The 26,688-nt window shown below is 48.9% G+C and carries 21 protein-coding genes; 12 read left to right on the forward strand and 9 right to left on the reverse strand.

Going from position 1 to position 26,688, the window contains the following annotated elements; genetic code table 11:
- Nucleotides 1–238: 238 nt before the first annotated feature.
- The 6 genes from CWC46_RS13710 to CWC46_RS13735 all read right to left on the reverse strand — a co-directional run bounded on the left by CWC46_RS13710 (nucleotide 239) and on the right by CWC46_RS13735 (nucleotide 7,389).
- Nucleotides 239–1,237 carry a bile acid:sodium symporter family protein gene (locus CWC46_RS13710; RefSeq protein WP_021015997.1) on the reverse strand — a complete coding sequence of 333 codons (999 nt, stop codon included), beginning with the start codon at nucleotides 1,235–1,237 and terminating at the stop codon, nucleotides 239–241.
- A gap of 93 nt (nucleotides 1,238–1,330) precedes the next feature.
- On the reverse strand, nucleotides 1,331–2,380 hold the full coding sequence (locus tag CWC46_RS13715; RefSeq protein ID WP_021015996.1) for an oxidoreductase: 1,050 nt from the start codon (nucleotides 2,378–2,380) through the stop codon (nucleotides 1,331–1,333).
- A gap of 280 nt (nucleotides 2,381–2,660) precedes the next feature.
- Nucleotides 2,661–3,602: an arabinose operon transcriptional regulator AraC gene (gene araC / locus CWC46_RS13720; protein ID WP_021015995.1), complete on the reverse strand. Its 942-nt coding sequence runs from the start codon at nucleotides 3,600–3,602 to the stop codon at nucleotides 2,661–2,663.
- Nucleotides 3,603–3,700: 98 nt separating this feature from the next.
- Nucleotides 3,701–4,693: an L-arabinose ABC transporter permease AraH gene (gene araH / locus CWC46_RS13725; protein WP_021015994.1), complete on the reverse strand. Its 993-nt coding sequence runs from the start codon at nucleotides 4,691–4,693 to the stop codon at nucleotides 3,701–3,703.
- An 18-nt stretch (nucleotides 4,694–4,711) separates the two neighbouring features.
- Nucleotides 4,712–6,235, reverse strand: coding sequence for an L-arabinose ABC transporter ATP-binding protein AraG (gene araG, locus CWC46_RS13730; protein ID WP_021015993.1), 1,524 nt, complete (start codon nucleotides 6,233–6,235; stop codon nucleotides 4,712–4,714).
- A gap of 170 nt (nucleotides 6,236–6,405) precedes the next feature.
- Nucleotides 6,406–7,389 carry an arabinose ABC transporter substrate-binding protein gene (locus CWC46_RS13735; protein WP_021015992.1) on the reverse strand — a complete coding sequence of 328 codons (984 nt, stop codon included), beginning with the start codon at nucleotides 7,387–7,389 and terminating at the stop codon, nucleotides 6,406–6,408.
- A 375-nt stretch (nucleotides 7,390–7,764) separates the two neighbouring features.
- On the opposite strand from CWC46_RS13735, the gene CWC46_RS13740 reads away from it, so the two are divergent.
- The 10 genes from CWC46_RS13740 (at nucleotide 7,765) to dtpA (ending at nucleotide 19,812) form a co-directional block, all read left to right on the forward strand.
- Nucleotides 7,765–9,450: a ribulokinase gene (locus CWC46_RS13740; RefSeq protein ID WP_021015991.1), complete on the forward strand. Its 1,686-nt coding sequence runs from the start codon at nucleotides 7,765–7,767 to the stop codon at nucleotides 9,448–9,450.
- Between the two features lie 61 nt (nucleotides 9,451–9,511).
- Nucleotides 9,512–11,017 carry an L-arabinose isomerase gene (gene araA, locus CWC46_RS13745; RefSeq protein ID WP_021015990.1) on the forward strand — a complete coding sequence of 502 codons (1,506 nt, stop codon included), beginning with the start codon at nucleotides 9,512–9,514 and terminating at the stop codon, nucleotides 11,015–11,017.
- A 381-nt stretch (nucleotides 11,018–11,398) separates the two neighbouring features.
- Nucleotides 11,399–11,980: an electron transport complex subunit RsxA gene (gene rsxA, locus CWC46_RS13750; RefSeq protein ID WP_021015989.1), complete on the forward strand. Its 582-nt coding sequence runs from the start codon at nucleotides 11,399–11,401 to the stop codon at nucleotides 11,978–11,980.
- A complete protein-coding gene (rsxB, locus tag CWC46_RS13755; RefSeq protein WP_021015988.1) occupies nucleotides 11,980–12,558 on the forward strand; it encodes an electron transport complex subunit RsxB in 579 nt (192 codons plus the stop codon). Before rsxA ends, rsxB begins: the two co-directional genes overlap by 1 nt.
- The gene (gene rsxC, locus CWC46_RS13760) at nucleotides 12,551–14,686 is read left to right on the forward strand and encodes an electron transport complex subunit RsxC (protein WP_021015987.1); all 2,136 of its coding nucleotides are present in this window, start codon (nucleotides 12,551–12,553) and stop codon (nucleotides 14,684–14,686) included. The genes rsxB and rsxC overlap by 8 nt, the downstream gene beginning before the upstream one ends.
- Complete coding sequence (rsxD, locus tag CWC46_RS13765) at nucleotides 14,687–15,742, forward strand: electron transport complex subunit RsxD (protein ID WP_021015986.1); 1,056 nt, start codon at nucleotides 14,687–14,689, stop codon at nucleotides 15,740–15,742. It begins immediately after the preceding gene.
- A gap of 9 nt (nucleotides 15,743–15,751) precedes the next feature.
- Complete coding sequence (rsxG, locus tag CWC46_RS13770) at nucleotides 15,752–16,381, forward strand: electron transport complex subunit RsxG (protein ID WP_021015985.1); 630 nt, start codon at nucleotides 15,752–15,754, stop codon at nucleotides 16,379–16,381.
- Nucleotides 16,378–17,073: an electron transport complex subunit E gene (locus CWC46_RS13775; RefSeq protein ID WP_021015984.1), complete on the forward strand. Its 696-nt coding sequence runs from the start codon at nucleotides 16,378–16,380 to the stop codon at nucleotides 17,071–17,073. The genes rsxG and CWC46_RS13775 overlap by 4 nt, the downstream gene beginning before the upstream one ends.
- Nucleotides 17,070–17,705 carry an endonuclease III gene (gene nth / locus CWC46_RS13780; protein ID WP_021015983.1) on the forward strand — a complete coding sequence of 212 codons (636 nt, stop codon included), beginning with the start codon at nucleotides 17,070–17,072 and terminating at the stop codon, nucleotides 17,703–17,705. Before CWC46_RS13775 ends, nth begins: the two co-directional genes overlap by 4 nt.
- Nucleotides 17,706–18,294: 589 nt before the next feature.
- A complete protein-coding gene (gene dtpA, locus CWC46_RS13785; RefSeq protein ID WP_021015982.1) occupies nucleotides 18,295–19,812 on the forward strand; it encodes a dipeptide/tripeptide permease DtpA in 1,518 nt (505 codons plus the stop codon).
- A 59-nt stretch (nucleotides 19,813–19,871) separates the two neighbouring features.
- Here dtpA and cysB read toward each other — a convergent pair whose 3' ends face one another.
- Both cysB and topA read right to left on the reverse strand, forming a co-directional pair.
- The gene (cysB, locus tag CWC46_RS13790; RefSeq protein WP_021015981.1) at nucleotides 19,872–20,846 is read right to left on the reverse strand and encodes an HTH-type transcriptional regulator CysB; all 975 of its coding nucleotides are present in this window, start codon (nucleotides 20,844–20,846) and stop codon (nucleotides 19,872–19,874) included.
- A gap of 341 nt (nucleotides 20,847–21,187) precedes the next feature.
- Nucleotides 21,188–23,785 (reverse strand): type I DNA topoisomerase, encoded by a 2,598-nt coding sequence (topA, locus tag CWC46_RS13795; protein ID WP_021015979.1) that lies wholly within the window; start codon nucleotides 23,783–23,785, stop codon nucleotides 21,188–21,190.
- Nucleotides 23,786–24,217: 432 nt separating this feature from the next.
- On the opposite strand from topA, the gene CWC46_RS13800 reads away from it, so the two are divergent.
- Together CWC46_RS13800 and CWC46_RS13805 are read left to right on the forward strand one after the other, a co-directional pair.
- Complete coding sequence (locus CWC46_RS13800; protein WP_021015978.1) at nucleotides 24,218–24,487, forward strand: YciN family protein; 270 nt, start codon at nucleotides 24,218–24,220, stop codon at nucleotides 24,485–24,487.
- 27 nt (nucleotides 24,488–24,514) lie between these two features.
- On the forward strand, nucleotides 24,515–25,192 hold the full coding sequence (locus CWC46_RS13805; RefSeq protein ID WP_021015977.1) for a class I SAM-dependent methyltransferase: 678 nt from the start codon (nucleotides 24,515–24,517) through the stop codon (nucleotides 25,190–25,192).
- A gap of 240 nt (nucleotides 25,193–25,432) precedes the next feature.
- On the opposite strand, the gene sohB is transcribed toward CWC46_RS13805, so the two are convergent.
- Nucleotides 25,433–26,479 carry a protease SohB gene (gene sohB / locus CWC46_RS13810; RefSeq protein ID WP_021015976.1) on the reverse strand — a complete coding sequence of 349 codons (1,047 nt, stop codon included), beginning with the start codon at nucleotides 26,477–26,479 and terminating at the stop codon, nucleotides 25,433–25,435.
- Nucleotides 26,480–26,688: the final 209 nt, after the last annotated feature.

A 26,688-nucleotide genomic window follows, 5' to 3' on the forward strand; every position in this document is an offset into this window, starting at 1 on the left:
GGGAAATCAGAGCGCGCTAATCGATGGAAAAACATCATGATTAACGCGCTCTGAATGCTTCAGCTTATTTCAGGCAGGCATCAGCAACCTGATGCCAGGCGTGACGATCAGAAAGGTAGAAGGTAGATAACCACCTCAATGACCACGACAGATAGCCTTGTCTAAAAAGGCAGACGGAATCAACTGTCGTGGCGTCGAGAATATCAGTGGTAGCATTCCGTGATAGAACGCTTATTGATCAAGCTTTATCGATCACCGCAATATCTTCATTTTCAGCACGCTTGGCATAGCGCTGTGCCAATGCAGCACAAACCATTAGCTGAATTTGATGAAATATCATCAACGGCAACACCATTGCCCCAACCGCAGCAGCAGGAAATAAAACATTCGCCATGGGGATCCCATTAGCCAGGCTCTTTTTCGAGCCACAGAACACAATCGTGATTTCATCTGCCGTGCTGAATCCCATTTTACGGGCCACTACCGTGTTGATCACCAGAACAATCGATAACAGCACAATGGAGCAAACGACGACAGATAGCAGAGCCCAGCCATCAATCTGCTTCCAGATGCCTTGCACGACCGCTTCACTGAATGCGACATACACCACCAGCAATATAGATGACCGGTCAGTAATATTTATCCATTTCCGGTGGCGTTCCACCCAATGGGCAATCAGCGGACGGGATAAATGCCCCACCACGAAAGGCACCATCAACTGCATGATGATCGAGCCAATCGCATGCAGCGTATCGGTTTTCCCGCCCTGGGAGTGCATCAATAATCCCACCAGAACCGGCGACAAAAACACGCCCAGGATGCTGGAAGCTGACGCACTGCAAACCGCGGCGGCGATATTACCTCTGGCCATTGAGGTATACGCGATGGCGGATTGCACCGTTGCAGGCAAGGCGCATAAATAGAGGAAGCCAAGATACAGTGTAGGTGTCAGTACGCCAGGAACCAAAAAGGACATACCGATTCCCAACAATGGGAAAAGAATAAACGTGCTACTGAAGACGACCAGATGCAAACGCCAGTGGCCAAGGCCTGAAGTAATTGCCTCGCGAGACAGTTTGGCACCATGCATAAAAAACAGTAATGCAATGGCCGCCGTAGTCAGTCGCTCGAAAAACACCTTCGCAATCCCTTCACAAGGGAAAAATGATGCAGTAACCACCACCAGAATTAAAACCAGTAAAAACTTATCAATTCTCAAGCGTTGTAACCATGCCATAGCCAGCTTATATCCTATGCGATAAAAAGACAGACAACCCTAGGATCATCTGCCTAAACAAAACGTTAATATCGACAATAAAAAGCAGAATCGCTAGCTATTTTTAAGCGTAACCGTTTTTTTCTGTTCATAGGAAATCAATCCCAGCTCAATTAACTCCATCACTTTGATAGCCTGGTATATCGGGACCGGGTTTTCCCCTTTTCCAAGTAGCGCACCGCTCACCGCTGCGTAATAAGCTGGATAGTTACCCGGTATGGTAGGTACGTTCTGTTCAGTAACAGTACCATCACGGTATAACGTTAGCACGCCATCGCGTTTATCTTGCCCCCAATCTGCGTGTGCCTCTGGGCGCTCACCCGCTTTCAGACGGGCTTCCTGCGGATCCAGCCCGTACTTCACATAACTACCGTGGGAACCATGAATGATGTAACGAGCCGATTCTGCCGCCGCCAGCATACTGGCATGCAATACGACACGACGTTGCGGATAAATCAGCGTGGCATGAAAATAGTCGATGGACTTACCACCTGGACGTAACTGGGCCATATCCGCCTGAATCGCTACTGGCATACCAAACAGTTGCAGTGCCTGATCCAGCACATGAGGACCTAAATCGTACCAGATGCCGCTGCCCTCACTACCATCTTCACGCCAGCGTTGCCGTATTTCCGGGCGATAGCGGTCAAAATGGGATTCCATGTAGATGACATCCCCCAGAATTCGGGTGTGCAGCAAACTCTTCAGCGTCAAAAAATCGCTGTCCCAGCGGCGATTGTGAAACACCGAGAGTAACTTGCCGACATGTTCTGCCAACAGATTCAGTTCATAGGCTTGTGACAACGTCACGGTAAAGGGTTTATCTACCACGACATGTTTACCCGCTTCCAGTGCCTGCTTGGCCAATGGAAAGTGCGTATCGTTAGGGGTTGGAATGACGATTAAATCAATATCAGGATCGTTGAGCAGTATTTGCGGATCAGGCACAACCCGCATCGCTGGCCAATCAGTATGGACTTTGCTGGCATCACTGCTGGAAATCGCCGCCAGTTCCATGCCGGGTGTTGCGGCAATTAACGGCGCATGAAACGTTTTACTCGCATAACCATAGCCCAGTAACCCAACACGAATAGTATCAGCCATAAAAATTCCCCTTAGCCTGAGAACCTGCCCGACAGGTTCTTATTTACGGTCATGAGACCTCAGTATATACCTGTCATCTTTCAAGTTGCAGGTATCGGCATCACTGCCCGGCTAAGGCATGTTTTTTGGAATTCACTGTAAGCAACATTCAAATCTGTTCCAGGCGGATCAAATCACGTAGGCAAAAACACCAGGACTTATTCGATTGTGTTTTCCCGCATTTTTGATATCTAGGGGGATACTTATGTTTCTATAAAAATTTATTTATCAGATAGTTCTATCATGTTGTTACCACCCGAACCCCTTTAGTCTCATCCACTTCCCAGTTAGCGGCGACGGTGATCTTCTCTGACAGATGATTAATTTCACTGTTGCGGCGGCGAAAATCACTTGGGCTGACACCCACACGTTTACGGAAAACACGGGAGAAATAGAGCTGATCGTCATATCCTACTACCCGACCGATGTTGGCAATGGATTCCTGCGTCGTCTGCAACAGAAGCTTGGCACGGATGACGCGCTGATCTTCACGCCAACGCAATATATTGATTCCCACCTGTTCGCGGAACAAATGCGCCAACCGTGACGGCGACAGACAAACATGCCGGGCAACTTCATCAATTCTCAATTCATCCGACAGATTACTGGTAATAAACTGACAAGCTTCGATCACTCGAGGATCCATGATTCTTTGCGGACTGAGCGGGTCTTCCTCCATCGCACGTAACAATAACCGCTCTAGCAGATTCATCGCCAGTTCTTCCGAAAAACGCCGTCCAGACTGATGGGTTTGCTCAATACTGGCGAATAGCTGGTCAAACTCTTTTAACAGGTGCGCCGGCAGGCTCAATCGTCCAACATCGCAACTCTTGCTGTGCCATTCCAGCCAATCCGTCCAGTAAGCCCGGGGACGAAAATAAACCCAACGATGATACCAGCAGTCATTATCAGGTGAACGTCCATAATAATGACGCGATTTGGGTGGGAACAAGAGCAGGTCGCCAGAATTGCAATAGAACGTATTATCGCCATCCAGCACTTTTCCCTGCCCTTTAATGGTCAGGTTAATGATGTATCCTTTCATGCCGTCTGGACGATCGATAAAAAAATCCAACGGCCCACCTGCCAATATCGGTGTTAACCCCGCCACCAGATACGCGTTAAACGAGTAGCCGGGTAGCAACGGATTGGACTGAAATTCATGTGCCATACGGTGATACATTAAGCCTCCCGTACCGGGTAAAAGGGAACTGGCAACGCCGACAGCATTTAGAGTGCTGTCGGCGGCGTCAGTGCTATTAGTCATTAACCTGACAACAGCTATGCTACCTTTTTCGATAATACTTGTTTATAACGGTCAAAGATTACTGCCACCAGCAGAATCAAACCGCGCACCACATACTGGGAAAACGGCGAAATGTTCAGCAGGTTCATGGCATTTTCTACTGTTCCCAGAATCATGACCCCGGCGACCACATAGGAAATCTTGCCAATCCCCCCTTTTAACGACACCCCACCCAATACGCAAGCGGAAATAACAGTTAACTCATAACCGATAGAGGTCATTGGTTGACCACTGGTCATGCGGGATGCCAAAATAATACCAGCCGCCGCAGAAACCAGCCCTGACAAACCAAAAATAATGATTTTGGTACGCACGACGGGGACACCGGCCAGACGGGACGCTTCTTCATTACCACCAATGGCCAGTGTATTACGACCAAATGTGGTTTTATTAAGCAGCAATCCAAATATGATCATACAGCCGACAGTAATCCAAATAGGCGCTGGCAGCCCTAACCAATTGGTATAGCCAAGCGCGAAGAAATGTTCATTTTCGATCCCTACTGCTCTACCATCAGAAATAATGTATGCGAGACCACGCACGATCTGCATCGTCGCCAGGGTGGTGATCAATGCATTAATTTTCAGTCTGGCGATAACAAAACCGTTCAACAGACCGAATGCTACACCCAGCAACAAGCCCGCCGCGATACCTACCAATAAACTGCCGCTGAGGTTGATCACCACGGCAGTGGTTACCCCGGCGCAAGCAATTATCGAGGCAACCGACAGGTCGAAATCACCGGAAGCCAGGCAAAACAACATACCGCACGACACCATGCCGGACATGGAAACCGCCAGCCCCAGTCCTTTCATGTTAATAAACGATCCAAAATTGGGAACAAACACACTACACGCAATAAATAACACTGCAAAAACCACTAGCATGCCGTAGTTATCCCAGATGCGGGACATTCCGATGCCACTCTTGTTGTTCTTCTCGGGTGTGGTAGACGTAACCGTTGACATTATTATGCTCCTTTGCGGTTAAGCAACCGCGGACTCAATAGCAGGGGTTTGTAACATCGCCAGGCTCAATACTTTCTGTTCGCTGGCCTCATCGTGCAAGAGTTCACCGGAAACGGCACCTTCACGCATCACAACAATGCGATCCGCTAATCCAAGCACTTCAGGTAAGTCACTGGAAGCAAACAGGACCGCGATCCCTTGCTTGGCCAGCGTATAAATGACGTGATAAATTTCATGCTTCGCTCCCACGTCGATACCGCGGGTCGGTTCATCAAGCATGATGACGCGCATCTCTTCCGACAGCCAGCGGCCCAAAATGACCTTTTGCTGATTACCGCCGGAAAGATTCATGATCAACTGTTCTGGTGACGGTGTTTTAATATTCAGCGCTTTGATTTGCTGATCTGCATTTTCGGCTTCCCAGCGGTTATTAATAAGAAAACCACTCTTCACGCTTTTACGCCGCGCACTGATATTGATGTTATCGCGCACCGAATGTACCGGGATGATACCGTCCGCCTTACGATCTTCCGGGCAAAGCATCAGCCCCAGGCTAATGGCATCAATCGGTGAGGTAATTCGGGTCGGTTTCCCATCCAGCAACACTTCTCCTCCGGTAATTTGCGTAGCGCCAAACAGTCCTTTCATTAACTCACTGCGGCCCGCCCCAACCAGCCCGAACAACCCGACAACTTCGCCACTGCGCACACTGAACGATATGGGGGATTTCACTCCTTCAGCTTTTACCTCATGCAGGGTCAGACGTTCTTCACCATGTTCCCGAGATTCATACCCATAGATATCACCAAGATTACGGCCCACCATGGCCTTTACCAGCAAATCATGATTGGCCTGCCGTGTATCTTCGAACGTTTTTACATAACGGCCATCCTTGAACACAGTAATGGCATCGCTGAGCGTAAAGATCTCTTCCATACGATGTGAAACATACAGGATGACCCGTCCCTCACTACGCAACTCACGGATCACCCGGAATAATTGTTCAATTTCGCGGGCAGATAACGAGCTGGTCGGTTCGTCAAAGGCAATGATTTTGGCGTTTCTGGCCAACGCTTTGGCGATTTCCACCATCTGCCATTGGCCGATGGAGAGATATTTCATCGGTGTATCAGGATCAATATCCAACCCCAGATGTTGCAATTGTAGTTTAGCTTCATAGCGCAACAGGGAGTAATTCACTATTCCGCCTTTATGGGGTAATTGTCCCAGATAAATATTTTCTGCGACTGTCATCGTCGGTATCAGATGCAATTCCTGATAAATGATCGCCACACCGGCGTTTAGCGCCTCCATGGTGTTATTAAAATGGACAGGCTCGCCCTTAATACGGATTTCTCCCTGTGACGGGGTATAGTTACCGCTCAGAATTTTCAACAGCGTTGACTTTCCAGCGCCGTTTTCACCCATCAACGCATGGATTTGTCCTGCATGGCAGGAAAAACTGATATCGTCCAGCGCCTTAACACCGGGAAAGTTTTTACTAATCCCGTGAAACGATAAATAGGGTGACTGTGCTGTCATTTCGGCTTCCTCATGGTTAATGCCTGTGATTACCCTTGTCGGGCAAACACGGCAGCCCTTCGGTTACGGATCGGGTTTTTTAGTATTGTTATAATCCGTTGATCAACGGTCTTGACACCAACACTGGCGTTTTGCCTGCCAGCGTTGGTGTCATACCATCCTGTCTCTGATTACATCAGGCCTTTCTTCTTCAATTCGGCTCTAAAGTTCTTGCGCGTAATTAACACCACGTCCGTCACTTCGGTGAATTTCGGCGGCTCTATACCTTTAGTCACCCAGTTAAACAGCATCTGAATACTCTTGTAGCCGTGGATGTCCGGGCTCGGCAGCAGAGAACCGTAGAAACCGGTAGCTTTATCTTTGGAAAGTTCGTTGATCGCATCCACACCATTGATCCCGATACCAATGACATTCTCGGGCTTGAAGCCTTGCCCTTCAGTCGCGCGCACGCCACCCAGGACCGTATTGTCATTCATCCCGACTATCAGCCAGTTTTTCACTTCAGGATGCTGTACCAACATTGAGTTCCCGGCATCAAATGCCCCAGGGATGTCGTTGGATTTGGTCGGAACCTGATAAATCTGTTTTGCCGGGAAACCGGCGGCTTTCAGAGCATCCATCGACCCGGTGGTACGACGGCGGGCCGTATCAAGTTCATCGTCTGTAATGGCCATAACCGCCGTGTCTGATATTTTCCAGCCACGTTTATTCATCTCTTTCCACAGTTCCTGGCCCTGACGTTCACCAATTTTGGTGGCTGCCATCATGACCAGCGGAACATTGGTCATCGGTTTGCCTTCAGCGTTGACAAACTGATCATCAACAGCGATCACTTTCAGTCCATAGCCACGAGCTTTCGCCACAATCGCAGGGCCCAGTCTCGGATCAGGAGTACAGATAACGAAACCTTTCGCTCCATTGGCTGCCAGGCTGTCGATGGCATTCAGGGTTTTTTCACCATCCGGTACAGCAATCTTGATGACTTCAAAACCAAGATCCTTGCCAGCCTTATCAGCAAACCTCCATTCGGTCTGAAACCAGGGCTCTTCGGGTTGCTTGACCAGAAAACCCAATTTCAGAGTTTCCGCTATAGCTGATTGTGACATAATTGCTGTCAGTCCAATCACCGCTAGCGCTTTAGTGAATTTATGCATGGTCTTCTCCGCTGTTTTTTTCTCTATAACACTTCAATGATTTAAAGTGTGTAAGCGTTATTAGTAAGGTAACGTCGGTCTGAACAACGTAAAAATGCACTGATTTATTGAGGTTGAGATATTCAGCATCGCTCAGACGCTGTTTGTTTTAGCTGTTATCTTCACCAAGAATGGAGAGCGTTATCACAGAAGAGAACTACAGCTGGTTTATGCATACATTTAGCGAATTTAACCTAGCGTTAACTTTTGACAGACGTCACAAAATGATTAGTAGTGACAGAAAAATGCATACATCTAGCTAACGGCTCCTCACGTCATGCCGACGTCCTGTCTATCGTAACTAACAGTTAAAATAGAATTAACGGGAGCAGAAAGATGAGTGCGGGTGCGATTACCATTGGTCTCGACTTTGGCAGCGACTCAGTACGTGCCTTAGCCGTCGACTGTCAAAGCGGGCACGAGCTCGAAACAGAAGTTATCTATTATCCGCGCTGGCGCCTGGGACAGTATTGCCAGCCTGCCAATAACCAATTTCGCCATCATCCTTTGGATTACATAGAATCATTGGAACAGGCCATTCGTGTGGTGGTATCACGGCTTTCCGTGGTTCAGCGTCAGCAGATTGTAGGTATCGGTGTGGACTCGACCGGCTCAACGCCTGCGCCGATCGATGAACAAGGCGAGATTCTGGCTCTGCATCCAGAGTTTGCCGAAAATCCCAATGCCATGTTTGTGTTGTGGAAAGATCACACAGCAATAGAAGAAGCGGAAGAAATCAACCGTTTGTGCCGTAGCGGACAGTTCCCGGACTATAGCCGTTACATCGGTGGTGTTTACTCATCGGAGTGGTTTTGGGCCAAGATTCTACATGTTTCTCGGCAAGACCCTAACGTACGGCAGGCTGCGGTTTCCTGGATTGAACTGTGCGATTGGGTACCCGCGTTACTGTCGGGAACCACAGCGCCACAACACATCCGCCGTGGACGTTGCAGTGCTGGACACAAGTCACTCTGGCATCCTGACTGGGGTGGCGTTCCGCCAAAAGCCTTTCTGGAAGCGTTGGATCCCTGCCTGACAGAACGACTGCAATACCCGCTGTTTACCGATACCTGGACTGCCGATCTCCCTGTGGGGAAAATCACGCCAGAATGGGCGCAACGCCTGGGCGTCCCGGAAACAGTGATGCTTTCCGGCGGGGCATTTGACTGCCATGTCGGCACGGTAGGTGCTGGCGCCCAACCTTACACACTGGTTAAAGTCATTGGCACGTCTACTTGCGATATTTTAATCGCGGATGAAGCTACAGTGGGTGAAAAGACCATCGCTGGCATCTGCGGCCAGGTCGATGGCAGCGTGGTGCCAGGTTATATCGGGCTGGAAGCCGGTCAATCCGCTTTCGGTGATATGTATGCCTGGTTTGGTCGATTACTGGGTTGGTCACTGCAACAGGCAGCTAAAGATCATCCTGAATTAACGGCCCAGATGGAAGCGACCCAGTCCAAACTACTGGAGCGCCTTACCCAAGATTGGGCAGCTAATCCGACACTGGATCATCTACCGATTGTGCTCGACTGGTTTAACGGTCGCCGCACCCCTTTTGCCAATCAGCGACTGAAAGGTGTTATTACCGATCTGAATCTGGGCACTGACGCCCCTACACTGTTTGGCGGTTTTATCGCCGCGACCGCCTTCGGTGCACGCGCCATTATGGAATGCTTTGAATCACAAGGCATCCCGGTAGAGAACATTCTGGCATTAGGCGGCATTGCCCGTAAATCACCCACCATCATGCAGGTCTGTACCGATGTTATGAACCGGCCATTGCAGATTGTCTCTTCCGATCAATGCTGTGCTCTGGGTGCCGCTATTTTTGCCGCCGTAGCCGCTGGCATTCATGCCGATATTCCAACGGCTCAACGTCATATGGCCAGCAGCATCGAGCGAACATTGACACCAGACAAATACCGTGTAGCCCGTTACCAGCAGTTGTATGAACGTTATCAACAGTGGTGCCAAATGGCTGAACCCGCTTACCGCGCCACATCAAAACCCGGGGCCTAGTCAGCCAACAACCGTATATAGACGATTACATCTCCCTCTGGGATAAGAAACAGGAGTTATCATGGATCACTTTAAGCAGCTTGAGGTCTGGTTTGTTATTGGCAGCCAGCATCTTTATGGCCCGGAAACTTTACGTCAGGTAAAAGAAAACGCCGAAAAAGTGGTAAACGGCCTGAACAGGGACGCCGCACTACCGGTTAAACTGGTGCTTAAACCGCTAGTCAAAACCCCGGATGAAATCACTGCGTTATGCCGTGATGCCAATTATCAGGACAACTGTATCGGTTTGTTAACCTGGCTGCACACCTTCTCTCCCGCCAAGATGTGGATTGGTGGTCTAAGTATTCTGAACAAACCCTTGTTGCAGTTCCATACCCAGTTCAACGCCGAAATTCCGTGGGATACCATGGATATGGACTTTATGAACCTGAACCAGACCGCGCACGGAGGTCGGGAATTTGGTTTCATTGGTGCCCGTATGCGTCAGGCGCATCAGGTCATCGTCGGTTACTGGAAAGATAAAGCCGCTCACGAACGTATTGCCCAATGGATGCGTGTCGCGTCCGCTATTCAGGAAAGCAAACAACTGAAACTGGCCCGTTTTGGCGACAACATGCGTGAAGTTGCGGTGACCGAAGGGGATAAAGTTGGTGCACAGATTCAGTTTGGTTACTCCGTCAGCGCCTGGGGACTGGGTGATCTGGTCGGAGTGATAGACGATGTCGGCCAAGGGGATATTGATGCCCTGATTGAAGAGTATGAAACGACCTATACCCTGACGAACGCCGTGCAACTACATGGTCCAAAACGCCAGAATCTGTTAAATGCCGCACGCATCGAACTGGGGATGAAACGTTTTCTGGATCAAGGCGGATTCAAAGCGTTTACCACTAACTTTGAAAACCTGCATGGTCTGAAACAGTTACCGGGTCTGGCCGTTCAGCGCTTAATGCAACAAGGTTACGGTTTCGGTGCCGAAGGTGACTGGAAAACAGCAGCACTGCTGCGCATCATGAAAGTGATGTCCCACGGTTTAAGCGGCGGCACCTCGTTCATGGAGGATTACACTTACAACTTCCAGCCGGGAAACAATCTGGTTGTCGGATCACACATGTTGGAAGTGTGCCCCAGCATAGCGAAAGAACCAAAACCCATTTTGGATGCCCAGCATCTGGGAATTGGTGGCAAGGAGGACCCCGCTCGCTTGATCTTCTCTGCTCCGGCAGGGGCGGCGCTGAATGCCAGTCTCATTGACCTGGGAGATCGCTTCCGCTTGCTGGTGAATGCCGTGGATGCGGTTGAACAGCCCCACCCACTGCCAAAACTACCCGTCGCCCGAGCTATCTGGCAGGCACAACCCTCACTGGAAGTGGCAGCCGAAGCCTGGATTATCGCCGGTGGTGCGCATCATACGGTGTTCACTCAGGCCTTGAGCCTTGATTACCTGCGGATGTACGCGGAAATCAATAACATTGAACTGGTAGTGATCGACAATCAAACCAGCCTGTCTGCGTTTAAAGATGCGCTACGCTGGAACGAAGTCTATTACAAACTGTGCAGCCGATAAGATAACCGGCCATTATCAGTCAATAAGCTCGCGGTATATTCAGGGGTTTTCATCATGAGGCATCGGTTATCGGTGCCTCACATTGCTGATTCATGTCGTCCACATACCAAAATCAATCTGCTGTTTTGCGGCTTAACCGTGTCTTACTACCTACTGCTATTCCACTATTTTTCATTACTTCCGACAATCTCTAGGTCTGGCGGTTTTCTTTTTGGCTGTCACTGACGGCAGTCGTGATGCTTTTTCACCTTTATTTCAACAACAAACGATGTATTCTCTCTCTCAAAAGAATCGCTCAGCCGAATATCCCTACATTGGGTAATGTTGTCGAATGGCGGACAATGCCTGATAATATGCCGGTTTTATTTCTTAGGCACTGCAATGACCGATTACGCACTTTTATTTGTTGGCACCATCCTGGTCAATAACTTCGTTCTGGTGAAGTTTCTGGGACTCTGTCCGTTCATGGGGGTTTCCAAAAAGCTGGAAACCGCTATCGGGATGGGGCTGGCTACCACCTTTGTCATGACGCTGGCGTCCATTTTTTCCTGGCTGGTAAATGCCTTTATCCTGCTGCCACTGGATTTGGTCTATTTGCGGACACTGGCGTTCATTCTGGTATTCGCCGTCGTCGTTCAGTTCACCGAGATGGCCGTGCGTAAAACCAGTCCGGCGCTTTATCGCCTACTCGGTATTTTCTTGCCGTTGATTACCACCAACTGCGCTATCCTCGGCGTCGCTCTGCTCAACGTAAACCAGTCACACAACTTCTTTCAGTCCGCCGTGTATGGTTTCGGTGGTGCAGTCGGCTTCTCCCTGGTGCTGGTATTGTTTGCTGCTATTCGTGAACGTATTGCCGTTGCTGATGTGCCAGCGCCGTTCCGCGGCGCTTCCATTGCCTTGGTTACCGCCGGGTTGATGTCTCTGGCCTTTATGGGCTTTACTGGCCTGGTGAAATTCTGATGAGCACGATCTTCATAGCCATGATGGCATTAAGTGCTCTGGCGTTAGTGTCCGGGTTAATTCTGGGCTTTGCTTCCCGCCATTTTAAGGTAGAAGAAGATCCGATTGTCGAACAGGTGGAAAACATGCTGCCGCAAAGTCAGTGTGGTCAATGTGGCTATCCTGGTTGTCGCCCTTATGCACAAGCCATCGCCCTGAATGGTGAGCAAATCAATAAATGCGTACCTGGCGGCGAACCGCTGATGTTGAAACTGGCAGAGCGGCTGAATGTTAAACCACTGCCGTTAACCGATGCGGTGTCCTCACAGAAACCCGAACGTAAAATTGCCTGGATCGACGAAAGCAATTGTATTGGCTGTACCAAGTGCATTCAGGCTTGCCCGGTCGATGCCATTGTCGGCAGTACCCGCGCCATGCATACGGTAGTCAGTGATTTGTGCACTGGGTGCGATCTTTGTGTTGCTCCCTGCCCGACCAATTGTATTGAATTACGACCTGTCGCCCCGACACCAACAAGCTGGAAATGGGATCTCAATACCATTCCGGTGCGCCTTATCCAAGTAGAAAACCATGTTTAAGCTGTTCTCAGCCTTCAGAAAAGACAGAATTTGGGACTTCGAAGGGGGAATACATCCTCCGGAAATGAAAACGCAGTCCAGCCGAATTCCTTTACGCCAGGTTCCGTTACCGGCATATTTCATCATTCCGCTCAAACAGCATCTCGGACCGGAAGGTGAACTGTGCGTTAGCGTCGGCGATAGCGTACTGCGTGGTCAGCCGCTGACTCGTGGCGTGGGAAGAACGCTGCCTGTTCATGCACCAACGTCAGGCACAGTTAATGCCATCCGCCACCATATGACGGCACATCCGTCAGGGCTGTCGGAACTCAGTATTATTATTATCCCGGATGGAGAAGACCGCTGGGGAGAGCGTCAGACTATGACAGATTATCGTCGCGCCTCCGCGGACACCCTATTGGCACATTTGCATCAGGCCGGTATCGCCGGACTGGGTGGTGCCGGTTTTCCTACTGCCGCCAAATTACAAGGTGGGTTGCCTGGTATTGAAACCCTGATTATCAACGCCGCCGAGTGTGAACCCTACATCACCGCGGATGACCGTCTGATGCAGGAGTGTGCGGATGACATTGCGCTGGGTGTGGATATCCTCGATCATTTACTACAGCCGCAACGCATTCTGCTGGGCATTGAGGACAACAAACCGGAAGCGATCACGGCACTAAAACAGGCATTGCAAAACTATCCCAACATTCAGATACGGGTTATTCCCACTAAGTATCCTTCCGGCGGTGCCAAGCAACTAACAAAAATTCTGACCGGGAAAGAGGTGCCTTTCGGCAAACACTCCTCCTCTATCGGTGTACTGATGCAAAATATTGGAACGGTATATGCGATTAAACGCGCCGTAATAGAGGGAGAACCGTTAACTGAACGGGTCGTCACGCTGACAGGGGAAGCCCTGCGCCAACCCGGCAATGTCTGGGCGCGTCTTGGGACACCGGTAAGACATTTACTGCGCCACGCCGGATACCATGTTAATAACGCACGCCCGATGGTAATCATGGGAGGTCCGTTGATGGGCTTTACCCTGCCTGCATTGGATGTTCCCGTTGTAAAGATCAGCAACTGCATTCTCGCCCCCTCCAGTGATGAGTTTCAGCCGCCGGAAGATGAACTCGCCTGCATTCGTTGCAGCAAATGCGCAGATGCCTGTCCGGCGGGGTTATTGCCACAACAGCTCTTCTGGTTCAGCCAAGGTCAGGAGCACGAAAAAGCCCGTAACCATCATCTATTCGATTGTATTGAATGTGGTGCCTGTGCTTATGTCTGCCCCAGCAATATTCCACTGGTACAGTATTATCGTCAGGAAAAAGCGGAAATCAGAGCGCAGGATCAGGACGCCCAGCGTGCGGCACAAGCCAAAACCCGTTATGAAGCCCGTCAGAGCCGCCTGGCACGGGAGAAACTAGCGCGTGAACAGCGTCATAAACAGGCTGCATCCACCACACCAACGACAGATAAACAGGCAGTGATAGCCGCGCTGGAAAGAGTTCGTAACAAACAGACTGCACCAACACTGCAAGTGGCTATCCCCATTCAGCCAGGCCAAACACCGGATAACCGTGCCATTATCGCAGCCCGGGAAGCACGTAAAGCACTTGCACGGGAAAAGCAGGCAGAAAAATCGCCCGATACGATAACCGACACCGCAACTACGCCGCCTAAAGCTGCTGTGGCTACGGCGATTGCGCGTGCCAAAGCACGCCAGGCTGAACAGCACATTCAGCCATCGGCCACAACGGCCGCCGTGTCACACGAAACTCCCCCATCGACTACCGATCCTCGTAAAATAGCGGTTGCCGCCGCAATCGCCCGGGTGAAAGCCCGTAAAGCCGCACAGGCTCAGAACGGCGTTGATGAACCGAAGAACACCGCAGAAGACGCCCTATCACGGGTAAATCAGGCGGAGAACAGTTGTTCGTCGTCAACGGAAAGCATACGCGATAAAGCACGAACAGTTGCTCAACAGCGCGAGGTCATTACCCGTAAAGAAGCGGAACCCGTCACGATCCCCCATGACGACGGTATTCTTGCTGATCCGCGTAAAGCGGCGGTTGCCGCCGCGATCGCACGGGTAAAAGCCCGAAAAGCCATACAGGCATCGCAAAAGTCTCAAGAGGAATAAATGGCTTTTAAAATAGCGAGTTCCCCGTTTACCCACAATCAGCAGACAACCCGTAATATCATGCTGTGGGTCATCATGGCCAGTATTCCCGGTATAGCGACCCAGGTTCATTTTTTCGGCTACGGAAACCTGATTCAAATCGGGATTGCCATCGTCACGGCATTGATGGCAGAAAGCCTGGTGTTGTCGCTCAGAAAATATCCAGTCATCGGCACGCTCACAGATAATTCCGCATTATTGACAGCCATATTGCTCGGTATCAGTTTGCCACCATTGGCACCTTGGTGGATGATCGTGCTGGGTAGCGCATTTGCCATTATCATCGCAAAGCAACTTTATGGCGGTCTGGGCCAAAACCCATTCAATCCAGCGATGATTGGCTATGTGGTATTGCTGATTTCTTTTCCAGTACAAATGACCAGTTGGCTTCCTCCGGCAGGATTCCAATCCGTGCCCATCGGTTTTCACGATACCTTGCTGGCCATTTTTACCGGCCACGATGCGTCAGGCATGGCGGTTCAACAGCTTATTCAGGGTGTTGATGGGATCACCCAGGCGACACCGCTGGACGCGATTAAAACCGGGTTACGTTCTGGCCATTCCGCTTCAGTTATCCTGCAACAACCGTTACTCAGCGGCATAATTGCTGGGCTGGGCTGGCAGTGGATTAACCTGGCGTTCCTGCTGGGCGGCCTGTTCCTGCTGCTGAGCAGAATCATCCATTGGCACATTCCATTCAGTATGTTACTGGCACTTTCCCTTTGTGCGCTGATCGGTTGGTTAATCAAGCCGGAAACCTGTGCGCCACCCATGATGCACCTGTTCTCCGGTGCCACCATGTTAGGGGCATTTTTTATCGCTACCGATCCGGTTACTGCCTCCACCACCAATCGAGGCCGCCTTATTTACGGTGCATTGATAGGCGTGCTGGTATGGGTCATCCGCACTTACGGCGGATATCCAGACGGTGTGGCTTTTGCCGTTTTGCTGGCCAACATCACGGTGCCATTGATTGATTACTTCACCAAACCGCGGGCATATGGCCATCTTCGCTAAGGAATCATTATGTTGACAACCATGCGTCGCCATGCCGTGACGCTGGCGATATTTGCCGCGCTGACCACGGGTCTAACAGCTGTGGTTTACCACCTGACCCAAAACGCCATTTCCCGGCAAGTGCAGGAACAGCAAAAAATGCTGCTGGATCAGGTGATTCCTGCGACGCTTTATGACAACGATCCTCTGCATGAGTGTTACGTTGTCACTAATGATGCTCTGGGCAACACCGCCCCCCATCGAGTATTCATCGCCCGTAAGGGTGGCCAACTTATTGCTGCCGCACTGGAGAGCACCGCCCCTGATGGCTACTCTGGTTCCATTCAATTACTTATTGGCGCTGATTTTCAGGGTACGGTATTAGGCACCCGGGTGATTGAGCAGCATGAAACGCCTGGATTAGGCGATAAAATTGATATTCACGTCTCGAACTGGATCCTGAGTTTTACTGGCAAAACAGTACAAGGACAAAATGACCCTCGCTGGGCAGTGAAAAAGGATGGCGGGGAGTTTGATCAATTTACCGGAGCGACCATCACGCCTCGCGCCGTGGTCAACGCGGTTAAACGCAGCACGTTATTCTTGAAAACATTGCCGCCACGTCTTGCCACCCTTACCCGCTGTGGAGAAATCCAATGAGTGATCCCAGAGAACTTTTTATACAAGGATTATGGAAAAACAACTCTGCATTGGTGCAATTGCTGGGGTTATGTCCGCTGTTAGCCGTTTCCTCCACCGTCACCAATGCACTGGGGTTGGGGTTAGCGACAACACTGGTTCTGCTGTGTACCAACGTTGCGGTATCGGCACTGCGCCGCTGGGTTCCGGCAGAAGTCAGGATCCCTATTTATGTGATGATTATTGCTTCGGTAGTCAGTGTGGTACAGATGCTGATCAACGCCTATGCGTATGGCCTGTATCAATCACTGGGGATTTTTATTCCCTTGATCGTCACCAACTGTATCGTCATTGGTCGTGCTGAAACATTTGCTTCTCGGAATCCCATAATACCTTCGGCGCTGGATGGATTAGCGATGGGACTAGGCGCCACCGGAGCCCTCCTCGTGCTGGGAGCCATGCGTGAGATTTTAGGCAATGGTACGGTGTTTGATGGGGCCGATCGCCTGTTAGGGAGCTGGGCCAGCGTATTGCGTGTCGAGGTGATCCACCTTGACTCTCCATTCCTACTGATGATCCTTCCACCCGGTGCGTTTATTGGTCTGGGGCTGATGCTGGCGGGTAAATACGTAATTGACGAGAAACTCAAACAGCGCCATCAGGCGGTACAACACTCTGCGACATCTTCAAAGGCTGAGGCAAAATTATCATGAACAAGGAAAAGCGGATTACCATTTTAGCTCGACTGCGAGAAAACGATCCTCATCCCACAACAGAGCTTCATTACGCCTCTCCGTTTGAATTGCTGATCTCTGTATTACTCTCCGCACAGGCTACCGATGTCAGTGTGAACAAAGCCACGGAAAAACTTTATAAAATTGCCAATACACCACAAGCAATGCTGGATTTAGGCGTGGATGGAGTCAAAACCTACATCAAAACTATCGGGTTATTTAACAGCAAGGCGGAAAATGTGATAAAAACCTGCCGTATGCTGATAGAGCATCATCAGGGGCAGGTTCCGGAAGACCGCGCCGCACTTGAAGCTCTGCCCGGCGTAGGTAGAAAGACAGCCAATGTTGTACTGAATACCGCTTTCGGTTGGCCAACCATTGCCGTCGATACGCACATTTTTCGTGTATGCAACCGAACAGGGTTTGCACCGGGCAAAAATGTCGAACAGGTAGAAGAAAAACTGTTAAAAGTGGTACCCGCCGAGTTCAGAGTCGACTGCCACCACTGGCTGATTCTGCATGGTCGCTATACCTGTATTGCCCGCAAACCACGCTGTGGTTCTTGTCTGATTGAAGATCTGTGCGAGTTTAAAGAGAAAACATACGCGTAACATCGGTTACGCTCCTTTCCTCAACGCATGGCGCATCAAAGCATCGCGTTTTATGACCGTCACGTCGTTTTATTTCCTTTTTGTAACTATTACCTAATCAACCAATAATTCTGGTCGATTTATTTTTTTCTATCGTAAATTTAGTCATGAAGTATTGATCTAAAACTCTGTTCATTTTTATCCAAAACCGATCACTTTCATTTATTTTAGTTAATTCCGTATGAAATAAGTAAAACAACATATATATCTTGATAACTACACATAACTGCCAAATAAATTCCAACATATAGCTAATAGTCAAGATTATTATTCTTAATTAAATTTTACACTGATTGTTTCAATATAAAGATTCAAGTTAAAACGAAGATACAAAATTAAAATCTACATAACAATTCATTTTTAGTCTTATTACACTGGAAAAACCATGTGTAACCAAACATGTAAAATGACTTGTCTGTGTCGAGAATAGAGTCAATATAAGCGCCCTTTGTCCTTCTCATAACAACAAAATCAGATACAGAACAGCTGTATCACGCTTGTTATTTTCTCGCTTAAAAAAACGAGATACCAACAATCAGAGGTTTTTTTAGTGTCTTCAGCAAACAAAAACAACACGCCTTCTGAAAGCGTCAGTATGAATGCGTTCAAACAACCAAAGGCGTTCTATCTCATTTTCTCTATCGAACTATGGGAGCGTTTTGGCTACTACGGTTTACAAGGCATTATGGCCGTCTATCTGGTCAAAATGCTGGGAATGTCGGAAACAGATTCCATTACACTGTTTTCTTCGTTCAGCGCCCTGGTTTATGGCTTTATTGCCATTGGTGGCTGGCTGGGAGACAAAGTATTAGGAACCAAACGCGTCATTGTACTTGGCACAATGACGCTGGCGATAGGTTATGCCATGATCGCCTACTCCGGCCATGATCTATTTTGGGTTTATGCTGGTATGGCAACCATTGCGGTGGGTAACGGGCTGTTCAAAGCCAATCCCGCCGCCTTGCTCTCTACCTGTTATGCCAAGGATGATCCACGCCTTGATGGCGCGTTCACCATGTATTACATGTCGGTGAACATCGGCTCATTCTTTTCCATGCTGGCGACACCTTGGCTGGCGGTACATTATGGCTGGAATGTAGCATTTTCCCTCAGCGTCATAGGCATGGTATTAACCCTGGTCAACTTCATGTTCTGCCGTAAGTGGGTGAAAAAATATGGTTCACAGCCCGATTTTGTACCGATCAACATTCGAAAACTGCTGATGACGCTGGTCGGGATTGTTGCCCTGATCTGTATTTCAGTCTGGCTACTGCATAACCAACTCGTTGCCCGTTGGATGCTGGCTATTATCTCTCTGGGCATTATCCTGATTTTCGCTAGAGAAACATTCCGCTTGCACGGTACGGCACGTCGCAAAATGATCGTCGCCTTTATATTAATGATTGAAGCCGTCGTATTCTTTGTGCTTTATAGCCAGATGCCGACCTCACTTAACTTCTTTGCCATCCGCAATGTTGGGCACTCCATTTTTGGTATTGCCTTTGAACCGGAACAGTATCAAGCACTAAATCCGTTCTGGATCATGGTTGCCAGCCCGTTCCTGGCGGCAATATACAATAAAATGGGCGATCATCTGCCTATGCCACACAAGTTCGCTATTGGTATGGTGCTCTGTTCCGGCGCATTCCTGGTACTCCCCTGGGGAGCCAGCATGGCCAATGAACAAGGTATTGTTTCGGTTAACTGGCTGATAGCAAGTTATGCGCTACAAAGTGTGGGTGAGCTGATGATTTCCGGTCTGGGTCTGGCTATGGTGGCACAGTTGGTGCCGCAACGCCTGATGGGGTTCATTATGGGAGCCTGGTTTTTGACTACGGCGGCGGCGGCGCTGATCGCAGGTAATGTTGCCAACCTGATGGCTGTACCGAAAAATGTGGTGGACGCTCATGAGTCACTGGCTATCTACAGCCATGTCTTTCTACAGATTGGTATCGTAACCGGCATTATCGCCATACTCATGCTATTGACCGCGCCGAAGCTGACGCGTATGACGCAAGAAGAACACACCACAGAAATAGCGACTGGTATTATCAACATCACCCAGTAAAACCTTCTCATATAAAAAGCCTGAAATGTATATATCTCAGGCTTTCCATTTTTACTGCCTTACTTTACTGGCAGACTAATATCTTTAAACATCAATTCGATTTCTTCATTGGAACGTAATGCAACGGCTGTGTCGACGACATCCCGAGTAAGATGTGGAGCAAAACGCTGAATAAAATCATACATATAACTACGCAAAAATGTACTGCGACGAAAACCGATCTTCGTCGTACTATAGCCAAAAATGCTATCCGCATCGAGGGTCACCAAATCGGGATCGGTCAGTGGATCGACGGCCATATTCGCAATCACACCCACCCCTAACCCTAACCGTACATAGGTTTTAATCACGTCTGCATCTGTGGCAGTAAACACAATTTTCGGGGTGAGACCTGCACGGTTAAACGCGGTATCCAGCTCTGAACGGCCGGTAAAACCGAAGGTATAGGTCACGATAGGATAGGAAGCCAGTTCTTCAATAGTGATAGTGGTTTTAGACGCCAGGGGATGATCAGGGTTCACCACTACCGCACGGTTCCAATGGTAACACGGCAACATAATCAAATCGTCATAGAGGTGTAGTGCTTCCGTTGCAATGGCAAAATCTGCGGTGCCTTTTGCTACCGCCTCCGCTATCTGAGTCGGTGATCCCTGATGCATATGCAGAGATACCTGAGGATAACGCTCTATAAAGCCTTTAATCACACTTGGCAGCGCGTAACGAGCCTGAGTATGTGTCGTTGCGACATAAAGCGACCCTTTATCTGGATAAGTATGTTCTCCGGCGACGGCCTTGATGGCATCTACCTTGGATAACACTTCCCGGGCAATACGGATGATTTCCTGACCCGCAGGCGTTACCTGTGTTAAGTGTTTTCCGCTGCGGGCAAAAATTTGAATCCCCAGCTCATCTTCTAACATTCTGACTTGTTTACTGATCCCTGGTTGAGAAGTGTAAAGGCCTTCTGCAGTAGAGGAAACATTCAGGTTGTGATTAACAACTTCAACAATATAACGAAGCTGTTGCAGTTTCATAATATATTCCATCCCAGATTGAATAATGCGCACACCATCTTTAATTTTTTGATCATCACTGCAAAAGAACTCACTTCACCCCTAATAAACGGCATATTTTTTCACCATTTAAATGACATTTAATCATAAAAATATATTTTATATAACCACTTTCTTTTTCGCCCACAGAGAAACTATCAGTATGAAGAAAGCGTTATATTTCTCTCATGACCCTGGTAGCGTATTATCACCCTTGACAGATTACACTCACCTTATGCAGATCAAAAAAGCCAGCCTAAACAGGCTGGCCATAAAGCATTTGGTTTTATTAACCGGGATACCTGAGTCTATCGGCAAAAAAGCTATTTCTTTGTCTCAACCCATTTTCCGTCTACATAAAACGCTGACCACCCAGTAGCCTTACCCTCTTTCTCTGAAGAAACATACTGCTGTTTGGTCTTACGGCTAAAGCGGACCAATGTTTTATTCCCCTCGTTATCCGTTATCGGAGCATCAGCCAGATAACGTAGTTTCTCCGGCAACCGATCTTTGAAACGAAACAGCTCTTCGACCAATGGTGCCCTCGTCTCACGAGATTTCGGGAACGTATTGGCGGCCAGAAAAACACCCGCAGCACCATCACGTAGTACGAAATAAGCATCGGATTTTTCACAAGCCAATTCAGGCAGCGGTACAGGATCTTCCTTCGGCGGAGCAACCTCACCACTGCGCAAAATCTTGCGGGTATTACCGCAGCTCTCATTCGTACACGCCATATACTTACCAAAACGCCCCATCTTCAGATGCATTTCCGAACCACACTTCTCGCACTCCACCACTGGGCCATCATAGCCTTTGAGACGAAACTCGCCGTTTTCTATTTCATAGCCATCACAAGATGGATTATTACCGCAGACATGCAGCTTACGCTGATTGTCGATCAGATAACTATCCATAGCAGTGCCACACTTCGGACAACGACGGCGAGCACGCAGTGCATTGGTTTCGGCTTCATCACCTTCCAGTATGTTCAGCACTTCAGCTTCTGGAATCAGATTGATGGTGGTTTTGCAGCGTTCTTTTGGCGGTAGAGCGTAACCTGAGCACCCCAGAAAAACGCCCGTACTGGCGGTACGAATCCCCATCTTGCGACCACAGGTCGGGCAATCGATGCTGGTCAGCACCATCAGATTGGGTCGCATTCCCCCCGCTTCTGGTTCCTGCTCAGCGGTTTCCAGTTGCTGGCTGAACTCGGCGAAAAACTCGTCCAACACGGCTTTCCATGCCGCCTGATTGTTCGCGACCTGGTCTAAGCTACTCTCCATGCGAGCAGTAAAATCATAGCTCATCAGCTCGCGAAAATTATCTTCCAAACGGTCAGTAACAATTTCCCCCATTTTTTCGGCATAGAAACGACGGTTTTCAACCCGCACATAACCACGATCCTGAATGGTGGAAATTATTGATGCATAAGTGGAAGGACGGCCAATGCCACGTTTTTCCAATTCCTTCACCAAAGACGCTTCACTGTAACGCGCAGATGGCTTGGTAAAGTGCTGGCTTGGTAACAGTTTTTCTAACGTCAGTGTTTCGCCCACCTCAACGGATGGCAATGTACGATCTTCATCACCTTTGCGTAACGCCGGAATCACTTTGGTCCAGCCATCAAAACGCAAAGTACGGCCTTTGGCACGAAGCTGGTAATCATCGGCTTTCACCACCAGCGTGGTGGAGTCGTACTGTGCAGGCGTCATCTGACAGGCCAAAAACTGACGCCAGATCAGCTGATACAATTTCTGGGCATCCGCTTCCATATCTTTCAGTTGTTCAGACAAAACCTTGACATCTGAAGGACGGATTGCTTCATGAGCTTCCTGCGAATTCTCTTTACTGCTGTAAAAATTCGGCGACTCAGGCAAATAACGCTGACCGAATTCGTCGCTGATATATCCGCGCACCATATTCAACGCATCCTGACTCAGGTTAGTCGAGTCAGTACGCATATAGGTGATATAACCCGCTTCATATAAGCGTTGGGCCATCATCATGGTTTTCTTGACGCCAAAGCCCAAACGGGTACTGGCTGCCTGCTGAAGCGTCGATGTAATAAAAGGAGCGCCAGGCTTACTACTGGTCGGTTTATCTTCACGCTCAGCCACGACATAACGGGCTTTTTCCAACAAACTGACGGCCGACTGCGTCTGGACCTGATTGACTGGCTTAAACGGTTTTCCGTTATGGTGCGTTACCTGCATTTGCAGCATGATGTCATGGGCCGTTTGCATCTCGGCGTGAAGTTCCCAGTATTCTTCTGGGACAAACGCCTTTATTTCTCGCTCACGATCCACCACCAAACGCACAGCCACTGACTGCACACGTCCCGCCGATAACCCTCGGGCAATTTTCTTCCATAGCAAAGGCGATACCATGTAGCCTACGACCCGATCCATAAAGCGACGGGCCTGTTGGGCATTAACACGATCGATGTTCAACTCTCCAGGGTTTTTAAATGCCTGCTGGATCGCATTTTTGGTGATTTCGTTGAACACCACACGACTGAACCGTTTTTCATCCCCACCAATTATTTCCCGCAGGTGCCACGCAATGGCTTCCCCTTCGCGGTCAAGGTCGGTAGCGAGATAAACATGGTCTGCTTGTTCTGCCAATGTCTTCAGCTCAGAGACGACCTTTTCCTTGCCCGGCAGGATTTCATAATTCGCATCCCAACCGTGATAAGGATCGACCCCCATTCGGTTGACCAGCGCCGATTTTTCATCTTTTTTGACGGCTTTTTTAGTTTTGCCGTTGGTTGAGTCCGAACTCTTCTTACTACCGGAGCCACTGGTTGGCAAATCGCGCACATGACCGACGCTGGATTTCACCACGTAGTCATTGCCTAGATATTTATTGATCGTTTTGGCTTTTGCCGGGGACTCAACTATGACGAGAGCTTTACCCATATTTATGGTTACCTACTGAATTCTTTAAAAAAGTAAAAATCTTCGCAGGCATCTATCGCTACTTTCAGCATCAGATGCTCAATTAGCCGCCTGTTACGGGAAAATCGTTCTGTTATCGTGGTATCAGGCCGGATATCACCGTCTACCTTACCGCAACGCTATGATCTATCTGTGGTATTCATTTACTACATTGTAGTCACAAACAAACGCAGGCAGCTATGGTGTAAAGAAATTATTCCGCTGACTATACAAAATCCCACACTCTACCTGATAAATAACGTCACGCAACCTAATTAGCATATCTCGCTCTTTTCACTGATGAAGAGACTAAGCAGTATCGGCAGATTGTATGAAAAAATGTAGTCCAATTGCGGGAAAGTCACGTCAGGCAGTACAATGCCCTGAAGATTGTTGATGCAGGAGTATGAGCACATGTCCGATTTTATACACTCAAATGAAGAAAAAATATCGATCGATCGCCAGGCACTACTGACTGAAGCCAACATGCTGATAAAAAATCATGACGATTATCTGCATGGTATGGAGGCCAACGACGTGGAGCAGAAAAATGGCATACTGATTTTTCGCGGTGAGTATTTTCTCGACCAGGATGGACTACCGACACTGAAAACTACGGCCGTATTTAATATGTTTAAACATCTGGCTCATGTGCTGTCGGAGAAGTATTACCTTGCGGATTAAAGAAAGTTGACGCTATGAACAGTGACAATGTCTATTTATGAGCGGCTTTACCAGACATTAAAAAGTAAGGGTGACCCGGCCTGGACCGGCGCAGGTTACGAGAGGGCCTGGCATTATCTGACAGCCACGATACAAACTTTGCAACAGGCTGGCATTATACCTGCGCCCGGTTCCACCTGTCTTGAACTGGGATGCGGCAATGGTGCCATGGTATCATTGTTGCTGGCCCGGCAAGGGTATCTGGTTGATGGTGTGGATATTTCACCTACCGCAATTACCTGGGCGCAGGAGAAATTTTCCGCCGAAGGCCTGATTGGTCGTTTTCAACAAGGGGATGTTTGCGTGCTGGATAACTATGCTTCCCAACAATTCATGGTGGTCTACGACGGCAGTTGTATCCACTGCCTGATTGGGGAACAACGGCCACGTTGCTTCAGCCAAATTAAGCGCGTCCTCAAATCCGACGGGATATTCATCGTCAGCAGCATGTGTGGAGAACCCAAAAGACCGCAGGACCGTGAAAATTATGATGCGGAACACTATCAGCTCAGGAAAGAGGGCCAACCCTGGCGAACGCTTATGCCTTTGCCATTGTTACGAAAAGAACTGGCTGAACATGGTTTTGAGGTATTCCATGAATCGGTCAATGATAACCCATGGTGGAACCATGCGACGCTTTGCTGCCGTATATTGGACAAAACCTGAGGGAACGTGTTAATTAACACTCTACTCCACGTCCACCCAGTTTCAATACTGACAATATATGATTATGGTGAGCAATAATTTGCTCAAAAGAGACTCCTCTCCCGCTACAGGTCGAATCGTCAACACCCTTTAAGACAAAAAAATCCCGCCTGATATTGATAGCCCTTTGCAGAGTTGTCAGTTATCCAACTCTTGTGGGCCTTGCAAAACGGCGGGCCTTTTCATTAACAATCGATTCAGTTACAACCGCGGCTGGTTCCCCCGCTGCCACCAGCGCAACATCATTCTCTCTATCGTGTCCCCGGTGCTACCTGTCAATCGATCAATCAGGCGTTTACGGCGGGTATAACGCACGGACAACACCTCATGTGTGGCAATTTCCGCAATCAGTAAATCGTCGCTGGTACCAATGGCATCAACCAATCCCAGATCTCTCGCCTGTGATCCAAACCAATGCTCCCCTGTCGCCACCGCATCAATATCCAGTGAAGGGCGCATTTGTTGAACAAACTGTTTGAACAACTGATGAGTTGCATTCAGCTCCTCGCGAAATTTCTCACGTCCTGCTTCCGTGTTTTCGCCAAATAGCGTCAATGTCCGTTTATATTCGCCAGCCGTATGTAACTCGACATCAATGTCTTTATTTTTCAACAGCCGGTTGAAATTAGGGATCTGTGCTACAACACCAATGGAACCCACAATAGCAAACGGGGCTGCAACAATGCGATCCGCCACGCAAGCCATCATATAGCCGCCGCTGGCAGCCACTTTATCCACTGCCACGGTAAGACGGATCCCGCCCTGGCGTAAACGCTGTAACTGAGATGCAGCCAACCCATAACCGTGAACCACACCGCCAGGACTTTCAAGACGCAACAAGACCTCATCTTCCGTTCTGGCTACTGCCAGAATGGCGGAAACCTCTTCTCGCAGTGAACTGACTTCGCCAGCATCCATACTGCCATTAAAATCAAGGACGTAAAGACAGGGTTTGATCGCTTTCGTATCCCCCCTTTTAACGCGCTGCTTTTCCTGTTTAGCGGTTTCCTTTTCCTCTTTTTTATTTTTCTTCAACAACACCTTGCGTTCAGCATCGCTTATCGCAGCCGCTTGCATATCCCGCTGCATTTCGCGATATTGCTCACCCAGATTAACGACCTGTAACTCACCTTTACGCTGGCGTTTACGTTGGGTCATACTGAATATCAACACCACCAATACGCCGATTGCGACGACGATGGTCAGGATTTCTGCCAGGAATAAACCATACTGAGAAAGTAACTCCACAAATACCGCCTTCATTGACCAAATTATGAATATAATCTTGATTATTAACTAACTACAACATTGCGTACGTTGTACGCTGTCTCTATAACGTAACGTATGGCGCGACCAATGGCGATGATCTTCATGCTTAATCCATACTTTCCGCTACTTTTTGTGACGCAGTTTGAGGTAAATCGCCGCAGTCTCATTGAAACCCCTTATTGTTTCAG

The sequence above is a fragment of the Prodigiosinella confusarubida genome (genome assembly GCF_002847015.1).
GTDB classification, from domain to species: domain Bacteria; phylum Pseudomonadota; class Gammaproteobacteria; order Enterobacterales; family Enterobacteriaceae; genus Prodigiosinella; species Prodigiosinella aquatilis.